Consider the following 18,867-nt stretch of genomic DNA (forward strand, 5'->3'; position numbering starts at 1 on the left):
TCGAACGAAAGGCCCGAGTCATGACCAGGAATGTCGGAACATTAGACCGCATTTTCCGTCTCGTCATCGTCGCCGCCATTGCATTGGCCTATTGGCTCGGCGCGCTCTCCGGCGGCCTCGCCATCGCGCTCGGCGTTGTGGCGATCATCGCCTTGGCGACCAGCATCGTCTCCTTCTGCCCCGCCTATCGTCTCTTCGGAATCTCGACCTGCAAGCGCGTCTGAACCGACGCGCTCCGCTGGTCGCAGCTTCTCCCCGACACACACCCAAAAAAGCGAACAAAAAAAGAGGAACGCACCGTCATGAGCTTTACGAAATTATCGTCCGCTTTCTCCGTTTCGCCGCAGATCTCCGAAGCCGATGTCGAGCGCGCCGCGCGCGACGGGTTTCGTCTCGTCGTCGATTGTCGTCCCGACGATGAGGAGCAGGGCCAGCCCAATTTCCACGACGTCGCCGAATGGGCGGCGAAGCATGGTCTTTCGGCGAGGCATGTTCCGGTGACGCCCTCGAACATAGACGACGCTTCCGTCGCCGATTTCGCCGGCGCGCTCGCGACTGCGGGCGGTCCCGCGCTCGGCTATTGCAAGAGCGGCAGGCGCGCGAGCGCATTATGGGCGCTGTCGCGGGCCATGCCGCTCGGCGCCGAGACGGTTCTTTCCGCGGCGAAAGAGGCCGGCGTCGATCTCGAGCCGTGGAAGACGCGCATTATCGCGCGTGGCGGCGCGCCGGCCGGCGACCGCGGTCCTGGCTCCTATGATGTGGTGATCGTCGGCGGCGGCAGCGGCGGCGTCGCCGCGACGGCGAGCCTTTTGAAGCGTCGGCCCTCGCTCTCCGTCGCCATCGTCGAGCCGGCCGATGTTCATTATTATCAGCCCGGATTCACCCTCGTCGGCGCCGGCGTGTTCAAGCCGGAAGTGACGAAGCGTTCGATGGCCTCGGTCATTCCCGACAAGGCCATCTGGATCAAGAAATCCGTTGCCGAATTCGCGCCCGATTCCGATGAGGTCGTGCTCGACGACGGCTCGCGCCTGCGCTATCGCGCGCTCGTCGTCTCGCCTGGCATAAAGCTCGATTGGGAGGCCATTCCCGGTCTCGTCGAAACGCTCGGCAAGAATGGCGTCACCTCTAATTATCGCGCCGATCTCGCGCCCTACACGCATTACCTCGCGCAGACTCTGCGCGGCGGACGCGCGCTGTTCACGCAGCCACCGATTCCGATCAAATGCGCGGGCGCGCCGCAAAAGGCGATGTATCTCTCCTGCGACGCATGGCGGCGCGCTGGCGCGCTCTCCAACATAGAGGTCGAGTTCCACAACGCCGGCCCCGTGCTGTTCGGCGTGCCGGCCTATGTGCCGGCGCTGATGGAATATGTGAAGCGTTACGGCATCGATCTGCGCCTCGAATCCAAGCTCGTCGCCGTCGACGGTCCGGGCAAGATCGCGACCTTCGAGGAGAAGGACGCCAATGGCGCGATCATTCGCGTCGAGCGCGATTTTGCGATGATGCACGCCGTGCCGCCGCAGCGCGCGCCTGATTTCGTCGCCAAAAGTCCGCTGGCCGCAGAGAGCGGCTTCATCGCCGTCGATCCCGAGTCGCTGCGCCATACGCGCTACGGCAATGTCTTCGCGCTCGGCGACGCCATAGCGACGACCAACGCCAAGACGGCGGCCGCCGCGCGCAAGCAGGCGCCGGTCGTCGCCATCAATGTGCTCTCGGTTCTCGACGGCAAGGCGCCGCATGTCGGATATGACGGCTATGGCTCCTGTCCGCTCACAGTGGAGCGCGGCAAGATCGTGCTCGCCGAGTTCGGCTATGGCGGCAAGCTGCTGCCGAGCTTCCCCAAATGGCTGATCGACGGCACGCGGCCGTCGCGCGCGGCGTGGTTCCTGAAGGAGCGGCTGCTGCCGCCGATCTATTGGAGCGTGATGCTCAAGGGCCAGGAATGGCTCTGCGCTCCGCATATGATCGAGAAGGGCGAGCAGCCCGCCGAATGACGAGGGCGTCCGACAGATCGCTTCGCGCAATCTGCGCCGCATCCTTCTCCCCGCTCGCGGGGAGAAGGTGGAAATTCGCGACATGACGAGGGCGATGTGCAACTCGAGCTCATTCAATATGTGATCGGCGCCGGCTGCGGCGCCGCCATCGGCTTCACGCTCGGCCTCATCGGCGGCGGCGGCTCGGTGCTCGCCGTGCCGCTGCTGGTCTATGTGGTCGGCGTGAAGGATCCGCATGTGGCGATCGGCACCAGCGCATTCGCGGTCGCCGTCAATGCGGCCTTCAGCCTGTGGAATCATGCGCGCTCGGGCTCGGTGAAATGGCGCTGCGGCGGCATATACGCTGCGGCCGGAATGCTGGGGGCCGTCGTCGGCTCGACGATCGGCAAGAGCTTCGACGGACAGCGACTGCTGTTTCTCTTTGCTCTGGCGATGATCATGACCGGCGTGATGATGCTGCGCAGGCGCGGCGCCGCGGGCGACGCCGCTGTCGAATGCACGGTGGAGCGCGCGCCGCGCGTCGCCTCCTTCGGACTCGTCACGGGATTGTTCTCGGGCTTTTTCGGCATAGGCGGCGGCGTGCTCGTCGTGCCGGGCCTCGTCGGCTCGACCGGAATGCCGATGATCAACGCCGTCGGCACGTCGCTCGTCGCCGTCACCGTCTTCGGCCTGACGACGGCGGCGACTTACGCGGTCTCCGGCCTCATAGACTGGCTGCTCGCGATCGTCATCATCGCCAGCGGCGCGATGGGAACGCTGATGGGCGCGGCTATGGCGCGACGCCTCTCGAAGAAGACGGGGCAGCTCACCGTCGCCTTCTCGATCGTCGTCTTCGCCGTCGCCGCCTACACGCTGTTCAACTCGCAGCTCATCGCGAGATGAGGCGCGAGAAGACGATTTCGGCCGCGCCTCTCACGCCGCCGACTCGTCGTTCCATCACAGGCATTCTCTGGAAGGCGCGGCCGCAGCGCGACCTTCGCCGGGCGGTCGCGCCTGCTCGGCGCAGATCCCGCTCAGCCCATTCCCGCCGTCTTCAAAATCGTGCGCGCATCGACGAGGGCGGCTTCGACGCCTTCGTTTTTGTCGAGCGCTTCGACCAGCTGCTTGAGACAATCGATTGCCGTGGGTTCGAAGAGACGCTTCGTCGAGAGAGTGTGCTCCCGCGATTCTTCGACAGCGCGAAGGATCGCGCGAACGTGCCGCAGCTTGTCCGCGAGCGGCTCGCCGAGCGACGACTTTTGCGCTTGCTCGTCGGAAAGGGGAGGGAGTTGACGCCGGCGCGCGCGCGTCGGATCTCGCCCGAAATTGATCGAGGGCTCGTTTTTTTTGGTCATCGTCGATGTCATCTGTATCGTTTTGGCGCGGTCGAGAGCTCCACAACGCGAGACTCTCAATGCATTGGAATTACGCATTTTTTTACAAGAACGCGTGATCCCGCCGCTTCCAAAATGGGACGCGTCGACGATCGTTCGTACGGTATCGCAAGCGCCGTGCCTCCAAATCCTTCGATCGGAGGAGATCGGGGAAACGATCGCATCGGGCGCGTCGCATTCGGCGCGTTCGGGCGCTTGCGGCATTATGATGCGGCGCTCGCCGCGCGATGGCGACGACGGCGCGAGAGGCGGCCGCTAGACTGCGCTTGTCGGGATTTGTCCGACGGGGGCCGAGGGCGGCGAAAGGCGTTCACCGATGCAGAAAATCTACAGCAGAGAAATCGTCGCCGCGCGCAAGGCGGCGCTCGTCGAAGCGATCGGCGCGCTGAGGGCGCGCGGCGTCGTCCCCAAGCTCGCGGCCGTCGTCTGCTCGGCCGATCCGGCGGCTCTGAGCTATGTCGCCGTCAAGCGCAAGCACGCCGAGGAAGTCGGCGCCGATTTCGAGGGCGTCGATCTCTCCCATGCCGGCTCTTACGGAGAAATCGCGATGCATATGCGTGCGCTCTGCGCGCGGCCCGATATTCACGGCGTCATTGTCGTCATGTCGTCCAAGCCCGAGGTCGACGAGATCGACGTGACCAATCTCGTCCCGGCGCATAAGGACGTCGACGGCCTCTCGGTCGGCAATCTCGGCGCGCTGCTGCAGAACGGACCGCATCAGCGCTTCATCGCGCCGGCGACGCCGCGCGCCTGCATCGCGCTGGCGGAGACGCAGGAGCCGCTCGCGGGCAAAACTGTCGTCGTCATCGGCCGCGGCCGCACAGTCGGCAAGCCGCTCGCCAATATGCTGGTCAACGCCGGCGCCACCGTCACGGTCTGCCATTCGGCGACGCAGGACATTCCGAAATTCTCGCGCGCGGCGGACATCGTCTTCGTCGCGACCGGCCGTCCGCATTTCTTCGGGCGCGACTATTTCTCCGAAGGCCAGCTCGTCGTCGACGCCGGCGTCGGCTTCATCGACGGCAAGCTCGCCGGCGATGTGGACGGTGCTGCGCTCGAGGGTTTCGACATTCGCCTCACGGCGGTTCCCGGCGGCGTCGGCCCGCTGACCTCCGTCCTCATTCTCGAAAATCTCTTGGCGCTGATCGCGCACGCCGAGGCGGCGCATCGACTGTGACCGATAAGCTCCGGGGCTGGAAGGCGCGCGCTCGCGAGAGCGGGCGGCGCCGGCCGGATCGGCTCTGGTCCGCAACTTGCGTGTCGTGGCGGGAAGCTTCTTGAAACGAGGGCGATCCCGATGGCGTTCACCTTTATCTGCAACACCAGCGCCGTGAGCGAAGGGGCCATGGGCCTGTTTCAGGCCGGCCGCAAGAGCGTCCTGCTGGTCTGGCCGGCCGGCGGCGAGCTGAAGGCTTTTCGCGGCCGCTGTCCACATGCCGACATGCCGCTCAATGAAGCCAGTTTCGACGGCAAGACCGTGCTCTGCAATTATCACAATTGGGGCTTCGACGGCGTCAATGGCAAATGCGTGACGCATCTCGTGCGCAACGCCCTGCATCCTTACGAGCTGAAGATCGAGGGCGACGAGATTCAGGTCGATCTCGGCCCGGCGAAGGCGGCGCGCGCCCCGGCGTGAGCCGTCGCCGGGCGCTTTGGCAGGGTTGTTGCTTCTAATTCTGAAACAGGAGCGACAGCCGTGCCCGAGACGCGAAGCATCACGACCGAGAAAGATTTCGAGCATCCGGTCGACGCAGTCTGGCGCGCCATGACGGATTCGGAATGGCTCGCCGTCTGGTTTTTCCCCAATGACATCCGGCCCGAGGTCGGACATTCCTTCACCATTTGGAGTCGCCCGATCGAGCGTTGGGACGGAGAATTCCAATGCAAGGTGCTCGAGGTCGTCCCCGGCGAGAAGCTCGGCTTCCGCTGGAAGGGCGGCCATGAGGAGCTCAAGGGCTTCGGTCACTATATGGATGTGACCGTCACCTGGACGATCTCCGCCCTGCCGAATGGCGGCACGCATTTCCACTTCGTCCAGGAGGGGATCTCTACCGATCCGACCTCCGACGCGCTCTATGACATCATGCTCAAGGGCGCGGACAGCGTGATGCGCAGCCTCGCCAAGCGCATTCCCGACCTCCTCGAGCACGAGCCCTGACGCAACGAGCCCAGACACACGGGGTCCGACCTCGGGCCGGGCTCCCGGTGGGTGGCGTAAAGGCGCGTCCGCACGTAAAATCAGCGACGCGCCGCTCTCGGCGCGATCGACCGACGGGGGGCATATGGAGGAGATCGCTGCATCTGTCGGCAATTACGTCGGCATATCGGCGCCGACCGCCCGTCTGGCGATCGGCCATATTTTCGCGTTTCTGGAGACGCGTGACGCCGCCATCGGCGGCGAGCTGATCGCGCGCGTGCCCGGCGGCCGCGAGGCCGTGGCGGAGGCGCTCGCCGCCCCGCGTCGCGGCCTGCTCGGATTGGCGCTCGGCGGCCTCGGGACTCTGGTCGGGAAAAATCAAAAAGACGTGATCGAGCTGACCTCGCGGCTGACCAGCATGGGGCTTTCCGCCGCGCAGCTGCAAAAGCTCGCCAAAGCGGTGTTCGTGCTCGCCGAGCAGGCAGTCGGCCGCGCCGAGCTGCAGACGATCACCGATACGATTCCGGGCTTCTCGAAATTTCTCTGGCCGAACGGCTGAGGCCGCTCGCTTTGGCCGGCGTCGAGCCGGTCGCCGTCAGATCGACCGCTCCATCCGCGCGAAAATTTCTGCCGACATGAAGCGCATCGAAATCCAGTCCTGCTCGGGTCTCAATGGTTAATTTCGATTCACCGTGAGAGCTTCGCCGGCCCCCTACGAGCCGAGGCTTCCGGCCTTATATGGCTGCCTATCGCAGACATGACGCTGGAGCGGCGACGCGATGACGCCAGTAGACGCCTCGGAGCGCGTCGACCTATCGATCTGCGATCGGGAGCCGATCCATGCGCCGGGCGCGATCCAGCCGCATGGCGTGCTGCTGGCTCTCGATCCGAACGATATGCGCATCGCCCAGATCGCCGGGGACACGCAGGCGCTGCTCGGCGCGCCGCATAGCGCGCTGATCGGCCAGAACGTCGAGGCGCGGCTCGGCGCCGTGGCGGCGACGCGATTGACGCGGCTCGCCGCCGACGCCGCCGGGCCGCGCTCCTGTCTCGCCTTCGAGACTGAGGCCGGCGATGGCGCGCTCGCGCTCGAGGGCGTCGTCCATCTCGGCGATGGCGTCATTCTCGTCGAGCTGGAGCCGCGGCGCGACGGCGTCGAGAGCGATCCGCTCGGACTCGTGCAGAAAATGCTCGCCGCGACGGCGGCGGCCGAGACGTTGGAGACCTACGCCGAGGCGGTGGCGCGGGAAACGGCGCTCGCCACCGGCTTCGACCATGTCATGGTCTATCGCTTTTTTCCGGACCGCTCGGGGAGCGTGATCGCCGAGGCGGCGGCCGAGGGCTGCCCATCCTATCTCGGCCTGCGCTTTCCGGCCTCGGACATTCCGCAGCAGGCGCGCAGGCTCTATCTCACCAATTGGCTGCGCCTCATTCCCGACGTCCGCTACACGCCGGCGCCGATCGAGCCGGCGCTCTCGCCCGCGACCGGGCGGCCGCTCGATCTCAGCCATAGCGTGCTCCGCAGCGTTTCGCCGGTGCATTTGCGCTATCTCGCCAATATGGGGGTTCGCGCTTCCATGTCCTTGTCGATCGTCGTCGGCGGCGAGCTGTTCGGCCTCGTGGCCTGTCACCATCGCACGCCGCATTTCATCGATCTGCGCCGGCGCGCGGCCTGCGAATTATTCGCGCAGATGATCTCACTCGAGTTCCAGAGCCGCATCGAGGCCGAGACGGCGAAGCGGCGTATGCGCGCCGGCGAGGTCCAGAGCCGGCTGGTCGGCGCGCTGTCGGGTCGCGCCGATCTCGCCGGCGCTCTGCTCGAGGGTAAGCCCGATCTGCTCGATCTGATCGAGGCCGACGGCTGCGCGGTCGTCGTCGAGGGGGAATGCGCGACGCTCGGCCGCACGCCGTCGACGCAGGAGATCGGCGCGCTGCTGAGCTGGATTCACGCGCAGTCGAAACAGGGCCTCTTCGTCAGCGATCGTCTGCCTTTGTCCTATGCTCCGGCCGAGGCCTTTTGCGACGTCGCCTCCGGCGTGCTCGCCATCGCCATCTCGCGCACGCCGAAGGATTATGTGCTGTTTTTTCGCGGCGAGCTGCGGCAGCTGGTCCGCTGGGCCGGAAATCCGGCCGAGGCGGTCGCGATGGATGGCGAGACGCTGACGCCGCGCGCCTCTTTCGAAGCCTGGGACGAGACCGCGCGCCTGCAATCGTCGGCCTGGAGCGACACGGAGATCGAAATCGCGCGATCGCTGCGCTCGGCGATCCTCGAAGTCTTCGTCCATGCGCTCGACCTCGCCGTGCGCGAGCGGCAGGCGGCGCAGGCGCATCAGCATTTTCTGATGGCCGAGCTCGAGCATCGCGCCAAGAACATATTGTCGGTGATCCAATCGCTGGTGCGCTTCACCGCGCGCTCCGCCGCTTCGCTCGAGGAATTCAACGCGACGCTGCAGAGCCGGCTCTCGACGATGGCGCGCGTGCAGACGCTGTTGACGCAGAGCCGATGGGAGGGACTGTCGCTGCGCGCTATTGTCGAGGACGAGCTCGCGCCTTTTCGCCAGGGGAGGGAGAGCGCCTGCCGCATCGACGGCGAGCCCGTGGCCTTGAAGCCGAAGGCGGCGCTCGCCGTCAGCATGGCGATTCACGAGCTCACGACGAACGCCGCCAAATATGGCGCGCTGTCGACGCCGGGCGGCCGCGTGCGCGTCGAATGGCGCCGCCGCCGCGAAAAGGGCGAGAAGCGGCTGACGCTGACCTGGAAGGAGAGCGGCGGCCCGCCGACGGCGCCGCCGAAGCGATCGGGTTTCGGGCGTATGCTGATCGAGCGCACGATGGCGATCGATCTCGGCGGCGAGGCGGAGCTGCGCTTTCCGGCGACGGGAGTAGAATGCCGCATCCGCATTCCCGTGTCGCAGATCGCTTTCGCCAAAGGCCCGCAGGAGAGCGAGAGGCACCCGCGTTCCGCCGCCGCGGTCGAGCCGGCGGCGCTCGCGCGTCGCCGCGTGCTGCTGGTCGAGGATGCGGCGCTCGTCGCGCTGTCGGTCCGCGAGTTGCTCGAGGAATGGGGAATGGAGATCGCGCAGAGCTGCGCGACTGTCTGGGATGGGCTGCGCGCGGCGCTGCGGCATGATTGCGACGTCGCTCTGCTCGACATAGACCTCGACGGCGAGCCCGTATGGCCGGTCGCCGACGCGCTCGCGGAGGCGCATGTCCCCTTCGTCTTCACCACGGGATTTGCGAATCGCGCCGTGACGCCTTCGCGATTTGCGGGCCGTCCCGTCGTGACCAAGCCTTATGCGGCGGAGGAGCTCGTCGGCGCGCTGTCGCGCGTCATGGCCCACAGCGCTTCGCCCCAAAAGGCGGGGCGGACATGAGCATTGTCTCGCCGGCGCGCGCGGCGCTGCGCAGCGCGACGCGCGCCGCGCATCTGCGGCTTCACGATTATCCCGCGCTGGCGGCGCTCGCGGCGGGAGAGATCACGCCGACGCAATATTTGCGACTGTTGGCGCGGCTCTATGGATTTCATCTGCCGTTCGAGCGGGCGCTGATCGAGGCGGCGCTGCGCCATGGCGTCGATGCGCGCATCGGCGCGCGGGCGCATCTGCTGGCGCGCGATCTCATCGATCTCGGCGCCGATGGCGCCGCAATCGCTAGCTTGCCGATGGCGGAGTCTCCCGCGCTGCGCAGTCCGGGCGAATGGCTCGGCGCGTTCTACATGCGCGAAGGCGCGACCTTGGGCGCGGCGCGCCTTTCCGCCGCGCTCGATCCGCTGCTCGGCGCCGGCTCCGCTCGCGGCCGGCGCTTCCTCTCCGATGCAGGAGGCTGGCGCGAATGCTGCGCGGCGCTGGAAGAGGGCGCATCGCGCGGCCTGCTGCCGGAGATGATCGACGGCGCGCGGGCGAGCTTCGAGGCGATCGAGCATTGGCTCGCCGATCAGAGTTTCACGCCGACCTCGCCGATCGCCCTGCGCGGCGCGCCGGGCAAATAGAGCGCTCTTGGCGACGGAGCGAGACCAGCAGCTCCGGTCGCGCCTATTTCGCCACGACGGCGACGACGCGCGCCGGGCCGCCGGTGCCGCCGGAAATCTTCATCGGCAGAGCGAAGACCACCGCGCCGGTCGCCGGCAATTTGTCGAGATTATCGAGATTCTCGAGCCCGGCGGCGTCGGCGCCGGCGACGATTCGATGCACCAGAAAATCCTGCGACGGGCCATTGTCGACGCTAGCCGTGTCTATGCCGATGAGCTTGGCGCGGCGATCGACGACGAGCAGCGCCGCCGCCTGCGCGCCATAGCCGGGGAAATGCAGATGCGTCGCGTCGCCGGGCGTGTCATCGCCGAGATAGGCCTTGCGGTCGCTCCAGCGCGCGCTCCAGCCGGTGCGCAGCAGCACGATCGCGCCTTGTGGAATGCGCCCATGCGCTTCCTCCCATTCCGCTATGTCTTCCGGCGTCAGCGTGTAATCGGGATTGGCGGCGGCCTTGGCGCTCACATCGATGACGAAGGCGGGCCCGACGAAGCGATCGACGGGAATTTCGGCGTTCGTCCAATGGCCTTGCGCGAAATGCAATGGCGCGTCGAGATGCGTGCCGCCATGCTCGGGCGAGCAGAAGCTGTTCGCGGCGTAGAAATAGCCGCGCTCGGTGAGGCCATTGTGCAGTGATTTGAGCTCGAAGCCCGAGGGCGAGGTCGGCCAATAAATGGTTTTGGCGTCGAAGGAATGGGTGAGATCGACGATGGTCGATTTGGAGAGATCGAGGCTCTGGCCGAAGGCCGGCGCCGCGATCATGGATGAGAGAAAAGCGGCCAGGACCAAGCCGCGGATCGGGTGATGCGCCATCGATCGATCTCCTCGCAAAGAGAAGCGATCCTGCCATACGCGAAAGCTCCGGCTCAATCGTGTGGAGGCCGGAGCGATTCCGTCATCAGGGCTCCAGGCTACGCCAGCGGAACAGCAGGCCGGCCGTCAGCCCGCCGAGCAACGGCGCCGCGAAGAACAGCCAGAGCTGCTCCAGAGCCTTGCCGCCGACGAACACCGCCGGGCCGAGCGAGCGCGCCGGATTGACGGAGGTGCCGGTCACACGAATGAGCGCGATATGGATGACGACGAGGGCGAGGCCGATGGCCACGCCAGCCGAGGCGGTGCCGCCATTGGTCGAGGTCGCGCCGAGGATGACGACCAGAAACAGGAATGTGCCGACGAATTCCGCCAGAAAGGCCGAGGTCGTCGAAATATTGCTCCATCCATTCTGGCCGAGGCCGGCGGCGGCGACGTCATATCCGCCTTCGCGGCCTTTCAATATTGCGTAGAGGATCGCCGCGCCGGCGATGGCGCCGAGACATTGCGCGATGATGTAGCCGATGAGATTGAGCGTCGAGAGCCGTCCCGCGGACCAGACGCCGATCGAGACAGCCGGATTGATGTGGCAGCCCGAGACTGGACCTATGCCATAAGCGAATGCCGTCACAGTGAGGCCGAAGGCGAAGGCGATGGGCAGCACGGCGAGCGGGCCGATCCCTTGCGTCGAGCTCAGCACGCCGCCGAGCTCGCCGAGCGTCACCGAGCCGCATCCGAGCAGCACCAGAGCGCCTGCGCCGATCGCCTCGGCGACATATTTCTTGATTGTCATTTCCGCACCTGTCGTTTCGTGAAAATCGAATCCGCATCTTGCAAAAGTCGGATCACCGTCGAAAATCGGCATCGCCGATGAACTGGAAATGAATAATCGCGCGGCGCTCGATGGGAGGAAACGGAATGTCGGGCTCTTCGTCCGCTTTGACGCATTCGCTCGATGTTTCGGCGTCGGCGCAGGGGCCGCTTTCGGGCGCGCGCTTCGTCGTCAAGGAGAACATCGACGTCGAGGGCCTCGTCTCCGCCAATGGCCAGCCGACATGGGCGGCGACTCATGCGCCCGCCGCCATCAACGCGCCCGTCGTCGATCGGCTGCTCGCCTGCGGCGCGCGGCTGGTCGGCAAGGCGCATATGGACGAGATGGCCTATAGCCTGCTGGGCGCCAACGCCCATTACGGAACGCCAAAAAATCCCGCTGCGCCGGATCGCCATCCGGGCGGCTCCTCCTCCGGCTCGGCGGCGGCTGTCGCGGCGGGCCTCGCCGATTTCGCGCTGGGCACGGATACGGCAGGCTCCTGCCGCGCGCCGGCGGCTTTTTGCGGAATTTACGGATTTCGCTCCTCGCATGGCGCGATTTGCGTGAATGGCGTCGTTCCGCTCGCCGCCTCGCTCGACGTCATCGGCTGGTTCGCGCGCGATATCGATCTCATGGCGCGGGTCGGCGACGCGCTGCTGCCGCGCGATCTCACGCAAGGCGCATTCGACGAGGCCGTCTTCCTCGGCGAGACTTTCGCGCAATGCGACGCCGAGACCGCCGCGGCCATGGCGCCGGCGCGGGCCATCGTCGCGCAAGGATTTTCCGAGCGAGACGTAACATTGGGCGAGGAATTCTGGGCCGAGTCGCTGCGTCATTTCCGCAATCTCCAGGCCTATGAGGCCTGGGGCGCGCATGGCGCCTGGATCGCGGCGGAACATCCGCAATTCGGTCCCGGCATAGCGCAGCGCTTCGACATGGCGTCGAAAGTGACGCCTGCCGCCAAAGCCGCGGCCGACGCGTTTCGGCGCGATGCGCGCGCGCGCGTCGCGGCCATGTTCGGCGAGAATAGCCTCATCGTCGTTCCGACGACGCCTTTCGTCTCGCCGCGGCTGGGCGAGAGCGAGGAAGCGCTCGACGCCAAGCGCTATCAGATGTTCCGCACGTTTCTCTTCGCCAGCTTCTTCGGCCTGCCGCAGATCAGCGTTCCGCTTTCGCGGCCCGCGGGCGCGCCGCCGCTCGCGATTTCGTTGATCGGCCCGCGCTGGTCGGACCGTCGGCTGATCGCCGCGGCGCGGGGGCTTTCGGGGCTGTAGCCTTTTCCGCCAGCACATTGTCGACGCCCCAGCGGAACAAGAGCGCCAGCACCGGCTCCAGCGAGCGGCCGCGCTCGGTGAGGCTGTATTCCACGCGCGGCGGCACTTCCGCATAGACGTGGCGCGAGATCATGCGATCACGCTCGAGATCGCGCAATTGCTGGGTGAGCGTGCGCTGCGTGATCGTTTTCAGCAGCCGCTGCAATTCGGAAAAGCGCTTGGTTCCATCGGCGAGACGAAAGAGGATCGACGGCTTCCATTTGCCGCCGATGATATCCATCGCGCCCTCGATCGGGCATTCGTCATATTCTACGTGCCGCTGCTTGCGCATGGGGTAGTATCCAATATTGCCGTATAGGCGGTATATGTCTGTATATGCGAAATTTCTGCGTACTTCACCAATGAAAAGCGTTTCGCTACCTTCGCGGCGTCTTTGATCCTAGAGGAGCGCGACACACTATGACCAACGCAATTTCTCCCGAGCTCTATTGGACCGTGCTGACCGCCGGCCTCGCCTCGGTCTTGTGGATTCCCTATATTCTGCAGCGCATTTTGGAGCTGGGGCCGATCGCGACATTCAGCGATCCGCTGCGTGATGTCGCAACCAAGGCGCCATGGGCGCAGCGCGCCAAGAACGCCCATACGAATATGATCGAAAATCTCGTCGTCTTCGCCGTGCTCGCATTGACGATTCAGATCATCGGCGGCGGCACGGCGGCGACGGCGCTCGCAGCGCTCTTGTTCTTCGCCTCGCGCGCCGCGCATTATGTCGTCTACACGCTCGGCCTGCCGTGGGTGCGCACGCCGATGTTTCTCATCGGTTTCTTCTGTCAGCTCACGCTGCTCTTCGCTATTCTGGCGCGTGGGTGATCTCGTGGCCTTCGTGTCTTCGTGGCGCATCACGCCACGAAGACGAGGGGGCCTCAATCCGATCCATGCTCCACCGACAGCAGCTTCAAAATGCGCTTGGCCAGCGAATCCCGCACGGCGCGATAGGACTCCATGATCGTCTCGCGTGAGCCGCTGGTCGCGGTGGCGTCGAGCGTCGGCCAATAGACGACATCGACCGCCATGGCGCGCGTGAATTCCAGCGCCTTGTGATGCGACTCCGGCGACAAAGTGACGATCAGATCGAAGTTGGAATCTTCCAAATCCTCGAAAGTGTGCGGCTTGTGGCGAGAGATGTCGACGCCGATCTCGTCCATCGCGGCGATGGCGAAAGGGTCGCTCTCGCCGCGTTTGAGGCCCGCGGAGGCGAAATAGATCTCGCGGCCGAAATAATGACGCCCCAGCGCCTCCGCCATGGGCGAGCGCACGGCGTTTTGCGTGCAGGCGAACAGCACGGCGCTCGGCCGCGATACGTGTCCGCCTCCCTCCGGCATGGGCTCAGCCCTTCCAATGCAGGGCCGTGACCAGCGTGAAGAGGCGGCGCGCGGTGTCCGAATCGCAGTCGATCTTGCCCTTCAGCCGTTCGGCGAGCAGGGCCGCGCCTTCATTGTGCAGCCCGCGCCGGCCCATGTCGATCGCCTCGATCCGGCTCGGCGTCGCGGTGCGGATCGCGGCGTAATAGGTCTCGCAAACCAGAAAATAGTCTTTAAGCAGGCGCTTGAAGGGCGTCAGCGACAAAATATGCGTGACGATCGTGACGCCTGCCTCGTCGCGCACGTCGAAGACGAGCTTGGCGTCATGCAGGGCGATGACGAGGGCGTAAGGCCCGCCGTCATGTCCTTCCAGCGCGAAGCTGTTGTCCTCGATGAGATCATAGATGGCGATGGCGCGCTCATGCTCCTGATCCGCCGTGCCGCGCCCGATGGATGCCTCATCGAGCGTGACGGAGATCAGCCGCTTGGTCGCGCTTGTCGACACCTCACGCCCCGCGCTGATCGAGGCGCACGGCCACAGAGCGCGCATGTGCCTGCAGCCGCTCGGCGTCGCCCAGAGCGACGGCGGCGGGGCCGATCTCCTTCAGCGAGGCGGCGTCGCATTTCAAGATCGACGTGCGCTTCACGAAATCCAGCACGCTGAGGCCCGACGAGAAGCGCGCCGAGCGCGCCGTCGGCAGAACGTGATTGGAGCCGCCGACATAATCGCCGATCGCCTCCGGCGTATAGGCGCCGATGAAGATCGCGCCCGCGTTGCGCACCTTGGCGGCCAGCTCCTCGGCGTCTTCCGAGACGATTTCCAAATGCTCGGCGGCGATGCGGTCGGCGAGCGGAATGGAGTCGGAGAGGTTCTTGGTCACGATGATCGCGCCATAGTCGCGCCAGCTCTTGGAGGCGATCTCGAAGCGCGAGAGCGTCGCCAGCTGGCGCTCGACGGCGGCGGCGGCCGCGTCGGCGAAGGAAGGATCGTCGGTGATGAGGATCGACTGCGCCGATTCGTCATGCTCCGCCTGGGCGAGCAGATCGATCGCCACCCAATCGGGATTGGCGGTCTTATCGGCGAGCACCAGAATTTCCGAAGGGCCGGCGATCATGTCTATGCCGACGAGGCCGAAGACGCGGCGCTTGGCGGCCGCCACCCAGGCGTTGCCGGGACCGACGATCTTGGCCACGGGGCGAATGGACTTGGTGCCATAGGCCAGCGCCGCGACGGCCTGCGCGCCGCCGACGCGATAGACCTCGTCGACGCCGGCGCGCTTGGCGGCGGCCAGCACCAGCGGGTCGATCACCCCATGCGGGGCGGGGACCACCATCACCAGACGATCGACGCCGGCCACCTTGGCCGGCACGGCGTTCATCAGCACGGAGGAGGGGTAGGAGGCGGTGCCGCCCGGCACATAGAGGCCGACCGATTCGAGCGCGCTCCAGCGCCAGCCGAGCTCGACGCCGGCCTCGTCCTTATAGCGCAGGTCCTGCGGCCGCTGGCGCTCGTGGAAGGCTTTGATGCGGGCGTGGGCGAGATCGAGGGCGGCCAGCGTCTCCTTCGGGACCTTGGCCTCGGCCGCGTCGATCTCGGCTTTCGTCAGCGCAATGCCGGTCTCGGCGAGGTCGATATGGTCGAAGCGCTTGGAATAATCGATCAGCGCCGGGTCGCCGCGGGCGGCCACATCCTCGATAATGCCGCGGACGGTGTCGTCGACGTCCTGGGCGGCCTCGCGCTTCGTCGCCAGCAGCGCGGTGAAGCGCTCCTCGAAATCCGCCGCCGACGCATCCAATCGCCAAGTCATGTTCTTCTCCAACCGGTATTTCCGGTTGTCATGACCTTCCCTCGCCGTCTTCGTCAAGCTCATGTGACGGACAGGCTTTCGCGGCCCAGCGCGGACCGAGGTCCTGGAGGCGGGCCTCGACGCACTCCACGTCCAAGGAAATCGCCGCTCCGCCGGCGAAAATCAGCGTCACCACGCCACCGGGGGGCTCGACGGCGGGCTCGAAAGTGACGGCCAGCAGCTCCAAAATCGCCTCGGGCCGGTCGCGGGCGATTTTGAGCTGACGGACCCGCCGCACCCCGTCGAAATGCACGCCGGAATGGCAGCGCTCGCGTTTGCCCTGCTCGGCGGCGGCCCAATCATAGCGGCAGCCGAGAAAGGCGAAGCGACGCTGCTCGGGCAGAAAGGCGATATCGCCGACGCGGACCAGCGCGTCCTGAAGCAGGGCGGAGAGGCAGGAGAGGTCCTCGGCGTCCATTGCCTGGAGCCTCAGACCATCGTGCTGTGGCGATGACGAGCGCTTGAACATGGAGCGGGCCTCCTGTTCGAGCATATGGCGAGCGCCGTTTCGCTGTGCAACCGCGCCGCTGAGGCGATGGCGCACGTCGAGTGGAAGTTTGCCGCGTGGTTTCAAAAGAGTGAGCCCTGGTCGCCGCCGCCCTTGTCTTTTCCGCGCTTCGGCCGTGCGGTAGGGGCCGGAGCGGGCGACGTGCCGCCGGATTCCGCTTGCGCGGCGATATGGCCGTCGGAAAATTGCACATCCAGCCTCTGGCCCGGCGCGATGTCGGCCGCCTGCCGCAGCAGTGCGCCCGTCTCGTCGCGCACCAGGGCGAAGCCGCGCGCGAGCACCTGCTCATAGCCGAGCGTCTCGCGTAGCTGATCGAGCCGCTCGAGCCGCGCCTGCCGCTCGTCGATTATGCGGATGAAGGCCGAGCGCAGCCGTTGCTCGGCATGGTCGAGCCGTCTTTGCGCGCCCTCGGCCTCCCGGCGGGAGAGGGCGAGGCGGGCGGCGAGGCCCTGCCGCAGGCGCGCCTGGAGGCCCTTCAGCCGTTCGGAGGCGCGCGCCAGCTCCGCCTGCGGCGAATGGCGGGCGAGCACATGGGAGACGCGCGAGAGAGCGAGGCGGCGGCCGTCCAGCGCGCGGCGTAGATTGCCGCGCAGCCGCTCGCCGGCGCGATCGGCGCGTTGGGCGGGCGCGAGCAGCAATTGCGCGCCCGCGGGCAGCATGCGCTGCAACGAGGCGAGCTGCCGCCGATTGGCGTCCAGAAGCCGCCGTTCCGCACCCGCGAGGCGGCGGGCGAGCGTCGCCGTATGCTCCACCAGCTCGGCGCGCACCGGCACGCATTTTTCTGCGGCGCCTGTGGGAGTGGGCGCGCGCAGATCGGCGACGAAATCGATGAGAGTCGTGTCGGTCTCATGGCCGATGGCCGAGACCAGCGGAATGGCGCTCGCCGCCGCCGCGCGCACCACGATTTCCTCATTGAAGCCGAACAAATCCTCGAGCGAGCCGCCGCCGCGCGCGACGATCAGCACATCCGGCCGCGGAATCGGGCCGCCGGGGGGCAGAGCGTTGAAGCCGTCGATCGCCGCGGCGACTTCCGCGGCGCAGGTCTCCCCCTGCACGCGCACCGGCCAGACGAGCACGCGGCGCGGAAAACGATCCAGCAGCCGATGCAATATGTCGCGAATCACCGCGCCGGTCGGCGAGGTGACGACGCCCACGACGAGGGGCAGGAAGGGCAGGAGCTTTTTGCGCTCGGCGTCGAACAGTCCCTCGGCGGCGAGGCGCTTGCGCCGCTCGTCGAGCAGCGCCATCAGCGCGCCGGCGCCGGCCGGCTCCAGAGTTTCGATGACGATCTGATAGGAGGATTTGCCCGGAAACGTGCTGATCTTGCCGGTGGCGACGACTTCCAGCCCCTCCTGCGGCTTCACGCGCAGGCGCAGGAAGGTCATCTTCCAGATCACGGCGTCGAGACGGGCGTTCTGGTCCTTGAGGCTGAAATAGACATGGCCCGAGGAATGCGGCCCCCGATAATTGGTGATCTCGCCGCGCACGCGCACATGGCCGAAGCGATCCTCCACCGTGCGCTTCAAGGCATTGGCGAGCTCGGAGACGGACAGCTCCGGCACATTCGGCCCGGCGGCGATCGGCGGGGCGGGATCGTCGCCCTCGGGGGCTGGGGATTTGGCGGGACGCTTGGCCATGGACGAGATATGGCCGATTTTGCGCCGTCTCGCGAGGGGGACCGGGCGCTCGTCCAGAGGATTGCGACGGCGCACGCGCAAAACAAAAGGCGCGAGGCTCTCGCGAGCCGCGCGCCCTGAGGTTTCGGAAGAAGAGGCCGAAAGTCAGTATTTGCGGACCAGCGGGCCGGGAGGCGCCATCAGCATCGGCGCCGGCGCCATCAGCGCGTAGCGGAAGCCGAGGCGAATGTCGTGCGAGGCGAGCTGGAAGGTCTGGCGCTCGCCCGCGCAGCCGGCGGCGAGGCAGCCGATGACATTGGTCTGGAACTTGCCCATGTCGAGATAGCGATAGCCGAGCTCGACCTTGAAATTGGGCGTGATGTTATAGGCGAGGCCCGCCATCACGGCCCAGGCAAAATTGGTCTTGGTGGCGTCCTGGGCGATGCCGAAGCCGCCGGCCGGCTGCGCCGAGAGATCATAGAGATTGTTCAGCCAATTGACCGCGACGCCGACGCCGCCGCCGACGAAGGGCGTGATCCCGTACCAGGTGCCGAGATCGACATAGCCATTGGCCAGGAAGACTGCGGCGCTGTGCTGCGCGCTGTAGATGTCGTAGCAGCGCGCGCCGCAGGCGAGGCCGAAGATGTTGGCGTAGCTCTGCGTGGCGCGATAGTTGGAGGCGGTGCGATATTCGCCCGTCACGTCGACGCGGAACCAATTGTTGATCTGATAGCCGACGCCGCCGCCCGCGAAAGCGCTGTCGCCGATCGAATATTGATCGAACTGCGGCGCCGGCACCAGGACGGTGGGGCTGAAGGTCGAGCGAAGCTCGGAAATCTGATTGACGCCGACGCCCACATCGCCGCGCAGATACCAGCCGCCGAAATCGGCGGGCGGCGGCGGCTCGATCGGCGGAGGCGGCGGCAGCAGAAGATCGGCGGCGAATGCGCTGAAGCTCATGGTCATGGCGGAAGCGAATGCGGCCGCTATGAAGAGGGCTCTCGTCTTGCCCATTAATGTCTTCCCTTCACGATAGAGGACCGCGGCGCGGACCCTTGGCTGGCGCCAATGTGAAGGAAGATTGAGGGAGAACGCTTAAAGTGGAGTTAAC

The 18,867-nt window shown here is 66.2% G+C and carries 21 protein-coding genes; 11 read left to right on the forward strand and 10 right to left on the reverse strand.

The genetic code is table 11. From position 1 onward, the window contains the following. Window positions 1–20 precede the first annotated feature (20 nt). The 3 genes from C5689_RS10640 (at window position 21) to C5689_RS10650 (ending at window position 2,876) form a co-directional block, all read left to right on the forward strand. On the forward strand, window positions 21–224 hold the full coding sequence (locus C5689_RS10640) for a YgaP family membrane protein (protein ID WP_108917255.1): 204 nt from the start codon (window positions 21–23) through the stop codon (window positions 222–224). A gap of 78 nt (window positions 225–302) precedes the next feature. After that, entirely contained in the window at window positions 303–1,994 is a 1,692-nt protein-coding gene (locus C5689_RS10645; protein ID WP_108917256.1) for a bifunctional protein tyrosine phosphatase family protein/NAD(P)/FAD-dependent oxidoreductase, read from the forward strand. Window positions 1,995–2,090: 96 nt separating this feature from the next. Then, complete coding sequence (locus tag C5689_RS10650; protein WP_108917257.1) at window positions 2,091–2,876, forward strand: sulfite exporter TauE/SafE family protein; 786 nt, start codon at window positions 2,091–2,093, stop codon at window positions 2,874–2,876. A gap of 131 nt (window positions 2,877–3,007) precedes the next feature. On the opposite strand, the gene C5689_RS18225 is transcribed toward C5689_RS10650, so the two are convergent. Next, on the reverse strand, window positions 3,008–3,571 hold the full coding sequence (locus tag C5689_RS18225) for a hypothetical protein (RefSeq protein WP_146188373.1): 564 nt from the start codon (window positions 3,569–3,571) through the stop codon (window positions 3,008–3,010). Between the two features lie 112 nt (window positions 3,572–3,683). On the opposite strand from C5689_RS18225, the gene C5689_RS10660 reads away from it, so the two are divergent. The 6 genes from C5689_RS10660 (at window position 3,684) to C5689_RS10685 (ending at window position 9,492) form a co-directional block, all read left to right on the forward strand. Next, window positions 3,684–4,544, forward strand: a complete 861-nt coding sequence (locus C5689_RS10660; RefSeq protein ID WP_108917259.1) for a bifunctional 5,10-methylenetetrahydrofolate dehydrogenase/5,10-methenyltetrahydrofolate cyclohydrolase — start codon at window positions 3,684–3,686, stop codon at window positions 4,542–4,544. A 120-nt stretch (window positions 4,545–4,664) separates the two neighbouring features. Then, on the forward strand, window positions 4,665–5,003 hold the full coding sequence (locus tag C5689_RS10665; protein WP_108917260.1) for a Rieske 2Fe-2S domain-containing protein: 339 nt from the start codon (window positions 4,665–4,667) through the stop codon (window positions 5,001–5,003). A 60-nt stretch (window positions 5,004–5,063) separates the two neighbouring features. Next, window positions 5,064–5,525 (forward strand): SRPBCC family protein, encoded by a 462-nt coding sequence (locus C5689_RS10670; RefSeq protein ID WP_108917261.1) that lies wholly within the window; start codon window positions 5,064–5,066, stop codon window positions 5,523–5,525. Between the two features lie 124 nt (window positions 5,526–5,649). Further along, window positions 5,650–6,063, forward strand: a complete 414-nt coding sequence (locus C5689_RS10675) for a hypothetical protein (protein WP_108917262.1) — start codon at window positions 5,650–5,652, stop codon at window positions 6,061–6,063. Window positions 6,064–6,283: 220 nt separating this feature from the next. After that, a complete protein-coding gene (locus C5689_RS10680; RefSeq protein ID WP_108917263.1) occupies window positions 6,284–8,878 on the forward strand; it encodes an HWE histidine kinase domain-containing protein in 2,595 nt (864 codons plus the stop codon). After that, entirely contained in the window at window positions 8,875–9,492 is a 618-nt protein-coding gene (locus C5689_RS10685; protein WP_108917264.1) for a biliverdin-producing heme oxygenase, read from the forward strand. Before C5689_RS10680 ends, C5689_RS10685 begins: the two co-directional genes overlap by 4 nt. A gap of 43 nt (window positions 9,493–9,535) precedes the next feature. Here the strand turns inward: C5689_RS10685 and C5689_RS10690 are convergent, their stop codons facing one another. Continuing rightward, entirely contained in the window at window positions 9,536–10,342 is an 807-nt protein-coding gene (locus C5689_RS10690) for a cyclase family protein (RefSeq protein WP_108917265.1), read from the reverse strand. An 85-nt stretch (window positions 10,343–10,427) separates the two neighbouring features. Further along, entirely contained in the window at window positions 10,428–11,126 is a 699-nt protein-coding gene (locus C5689_RS10695) for an aquaporin (RefSeq protein ID WP_108917297.1), read from the reverse strand. Between the two features lie 131 nt (window positions 11,127–11,257). On the opposite strand from C5689_RS10695, the gene C5689_RS10700 reads away from it, so the two are divergent. Beyond that, window positions 11,258–12,424, forward strand: coding sequence for an amidase (locus tag C5689_RS10700; RefSeq protein WP_167398711.1), 1,167 nt, complete (start codon window positions 11,258–11,260; stop codon window positions 12,422–12,424). Here C5689_RS10700 and C5689_RS10705 read toward each other — a convergent pair. Then, the gene (locus tag C5689_RS10705; RefSeq protein WP_146188374.1) at window positions 12,309–12,755 is read right to left on the reverse strand and encodes a winged helix-turn-helix transcriptional regulator; all 447 of its coding nucleotides are present in this window, start codon (window positions 12,753–12,755) and stop codon (window positions 12,309–12,311) included. The genes C5689_RS10700 and C5689_RS10705 overlap by 116 nt on opposite strands. 128 nt (window positions 12,756–12,883) lie before the next feature. On the opposite strand from C5689_RS10705, the gene C5689_RS10710 reads away from it, so the two are divergent. After that, window positions 12,884–13,294 carry an MAPEG family protein gene (locus tag C5689_RS10710; protein ID WP_108917267.1) on the forward strand — a complete coding sequence of 137 codons (411 nt, stop codon included), beginning with the start codon at window positions 12,884–12,886 and terminating at the stop codon, window positions 13,292–13,294. A gap of 53 nt (window positions 13,295–13,347) precedes the next feature. Here C5689_RS10710 and C5689_RS10715 read toward each other — a convergent pair whose 3' ends face one another. The 6 genes from C5689_RS10715 to C5689_RS10740 all read right to left on the reverse strand — a co-directional run bounded on the left by C5689_RS10715 (window position 13,348) and on the right by C5689_RS10740 (window position 18,770). After that, complete coding sequence (locus C5689_RS10715; RefSeq protein WP_108917268.1) at window positions 13,348–13,806, reverse strand: arsenate-mycothiol transferase ArsC; 459 nt, start codon at window positions 13,804–13,806, stop codon at window positions 13,348–13,350. 4 nt (window positions 13,807–13,810) lie between these two features. Beyond that, a complete protein-coding gene (locus tag C5689_RS10720; RefSeq protein WP_425293400.1) occupies window positions 13,811–14,335 on the reverse strand; it encodes a UPF0262 family protein in 525 nt (174 codons plus the stop codon). Beyond that, a complete protein-coding gene (gene hisD / locus C5689_RS10725; protein WP_108917298.1) occupies window positions 14,292–15,593 on the reverse strand; it encodes a histidinol dehydrogenase in 1,302 nt (433 codons plus the stop codon). The genes C5689_RS10720 and hisD overlap by 44 nt, the downstream gene beginning before the upstream one ends. A gap of 28 nt (window positions 15,594–15,621) precedes the next feature. Continuing rightward, window positions 15,622–16,101 (reverse strand): DUF2948 family protein, encoded by a 480-nt coding sequence (locus tag C5689_RS10730; protein WP_108917299.1) that lies wholly within the window; start codon window positions 16,099–16,101, stop codon window positions 15,622–15,624. Window positions 16,102–16,202: 101 nt separating this feature from the next. Further along, the gene (gene xseA / locus C5689_RS10735) at window positions 16,203–17,777 is read right to left on the reverse strand and encodes an exodeoxyribonuclease VII large subunit (RefSeq protein WP_108917300.1); all 1,575 of its coding nucleotides are present in this window, start codon (window positions 17,775–17,777) and stop codon (window positions 16,203–16,205) included. A gap of 144 nt (window positions 17,778–17,921) precedes the next feature. After that, window positions 17,922–18,770, reverse strand: a complete 849-nt coding sequence (locus C5689_RS10740; RefSeq protein WP_108917270.1) for an outer membrane protein — start codon at window positions 18,768–18,770, stop codon at window positions 17,922–17,924. Window positions 18,771–18,867: the final 97 nt, after the last annotated feature.

The organism is Methylosinus sporium (assembly GCF_003113265.1).
Classification (GTDB): domain Bacteria; phylum Pseudomonadota; class Alphaproteobacteria; order Rhizobiales; family Beijerinckiaceae; genus Methylosinus; species Methylosinus sporium.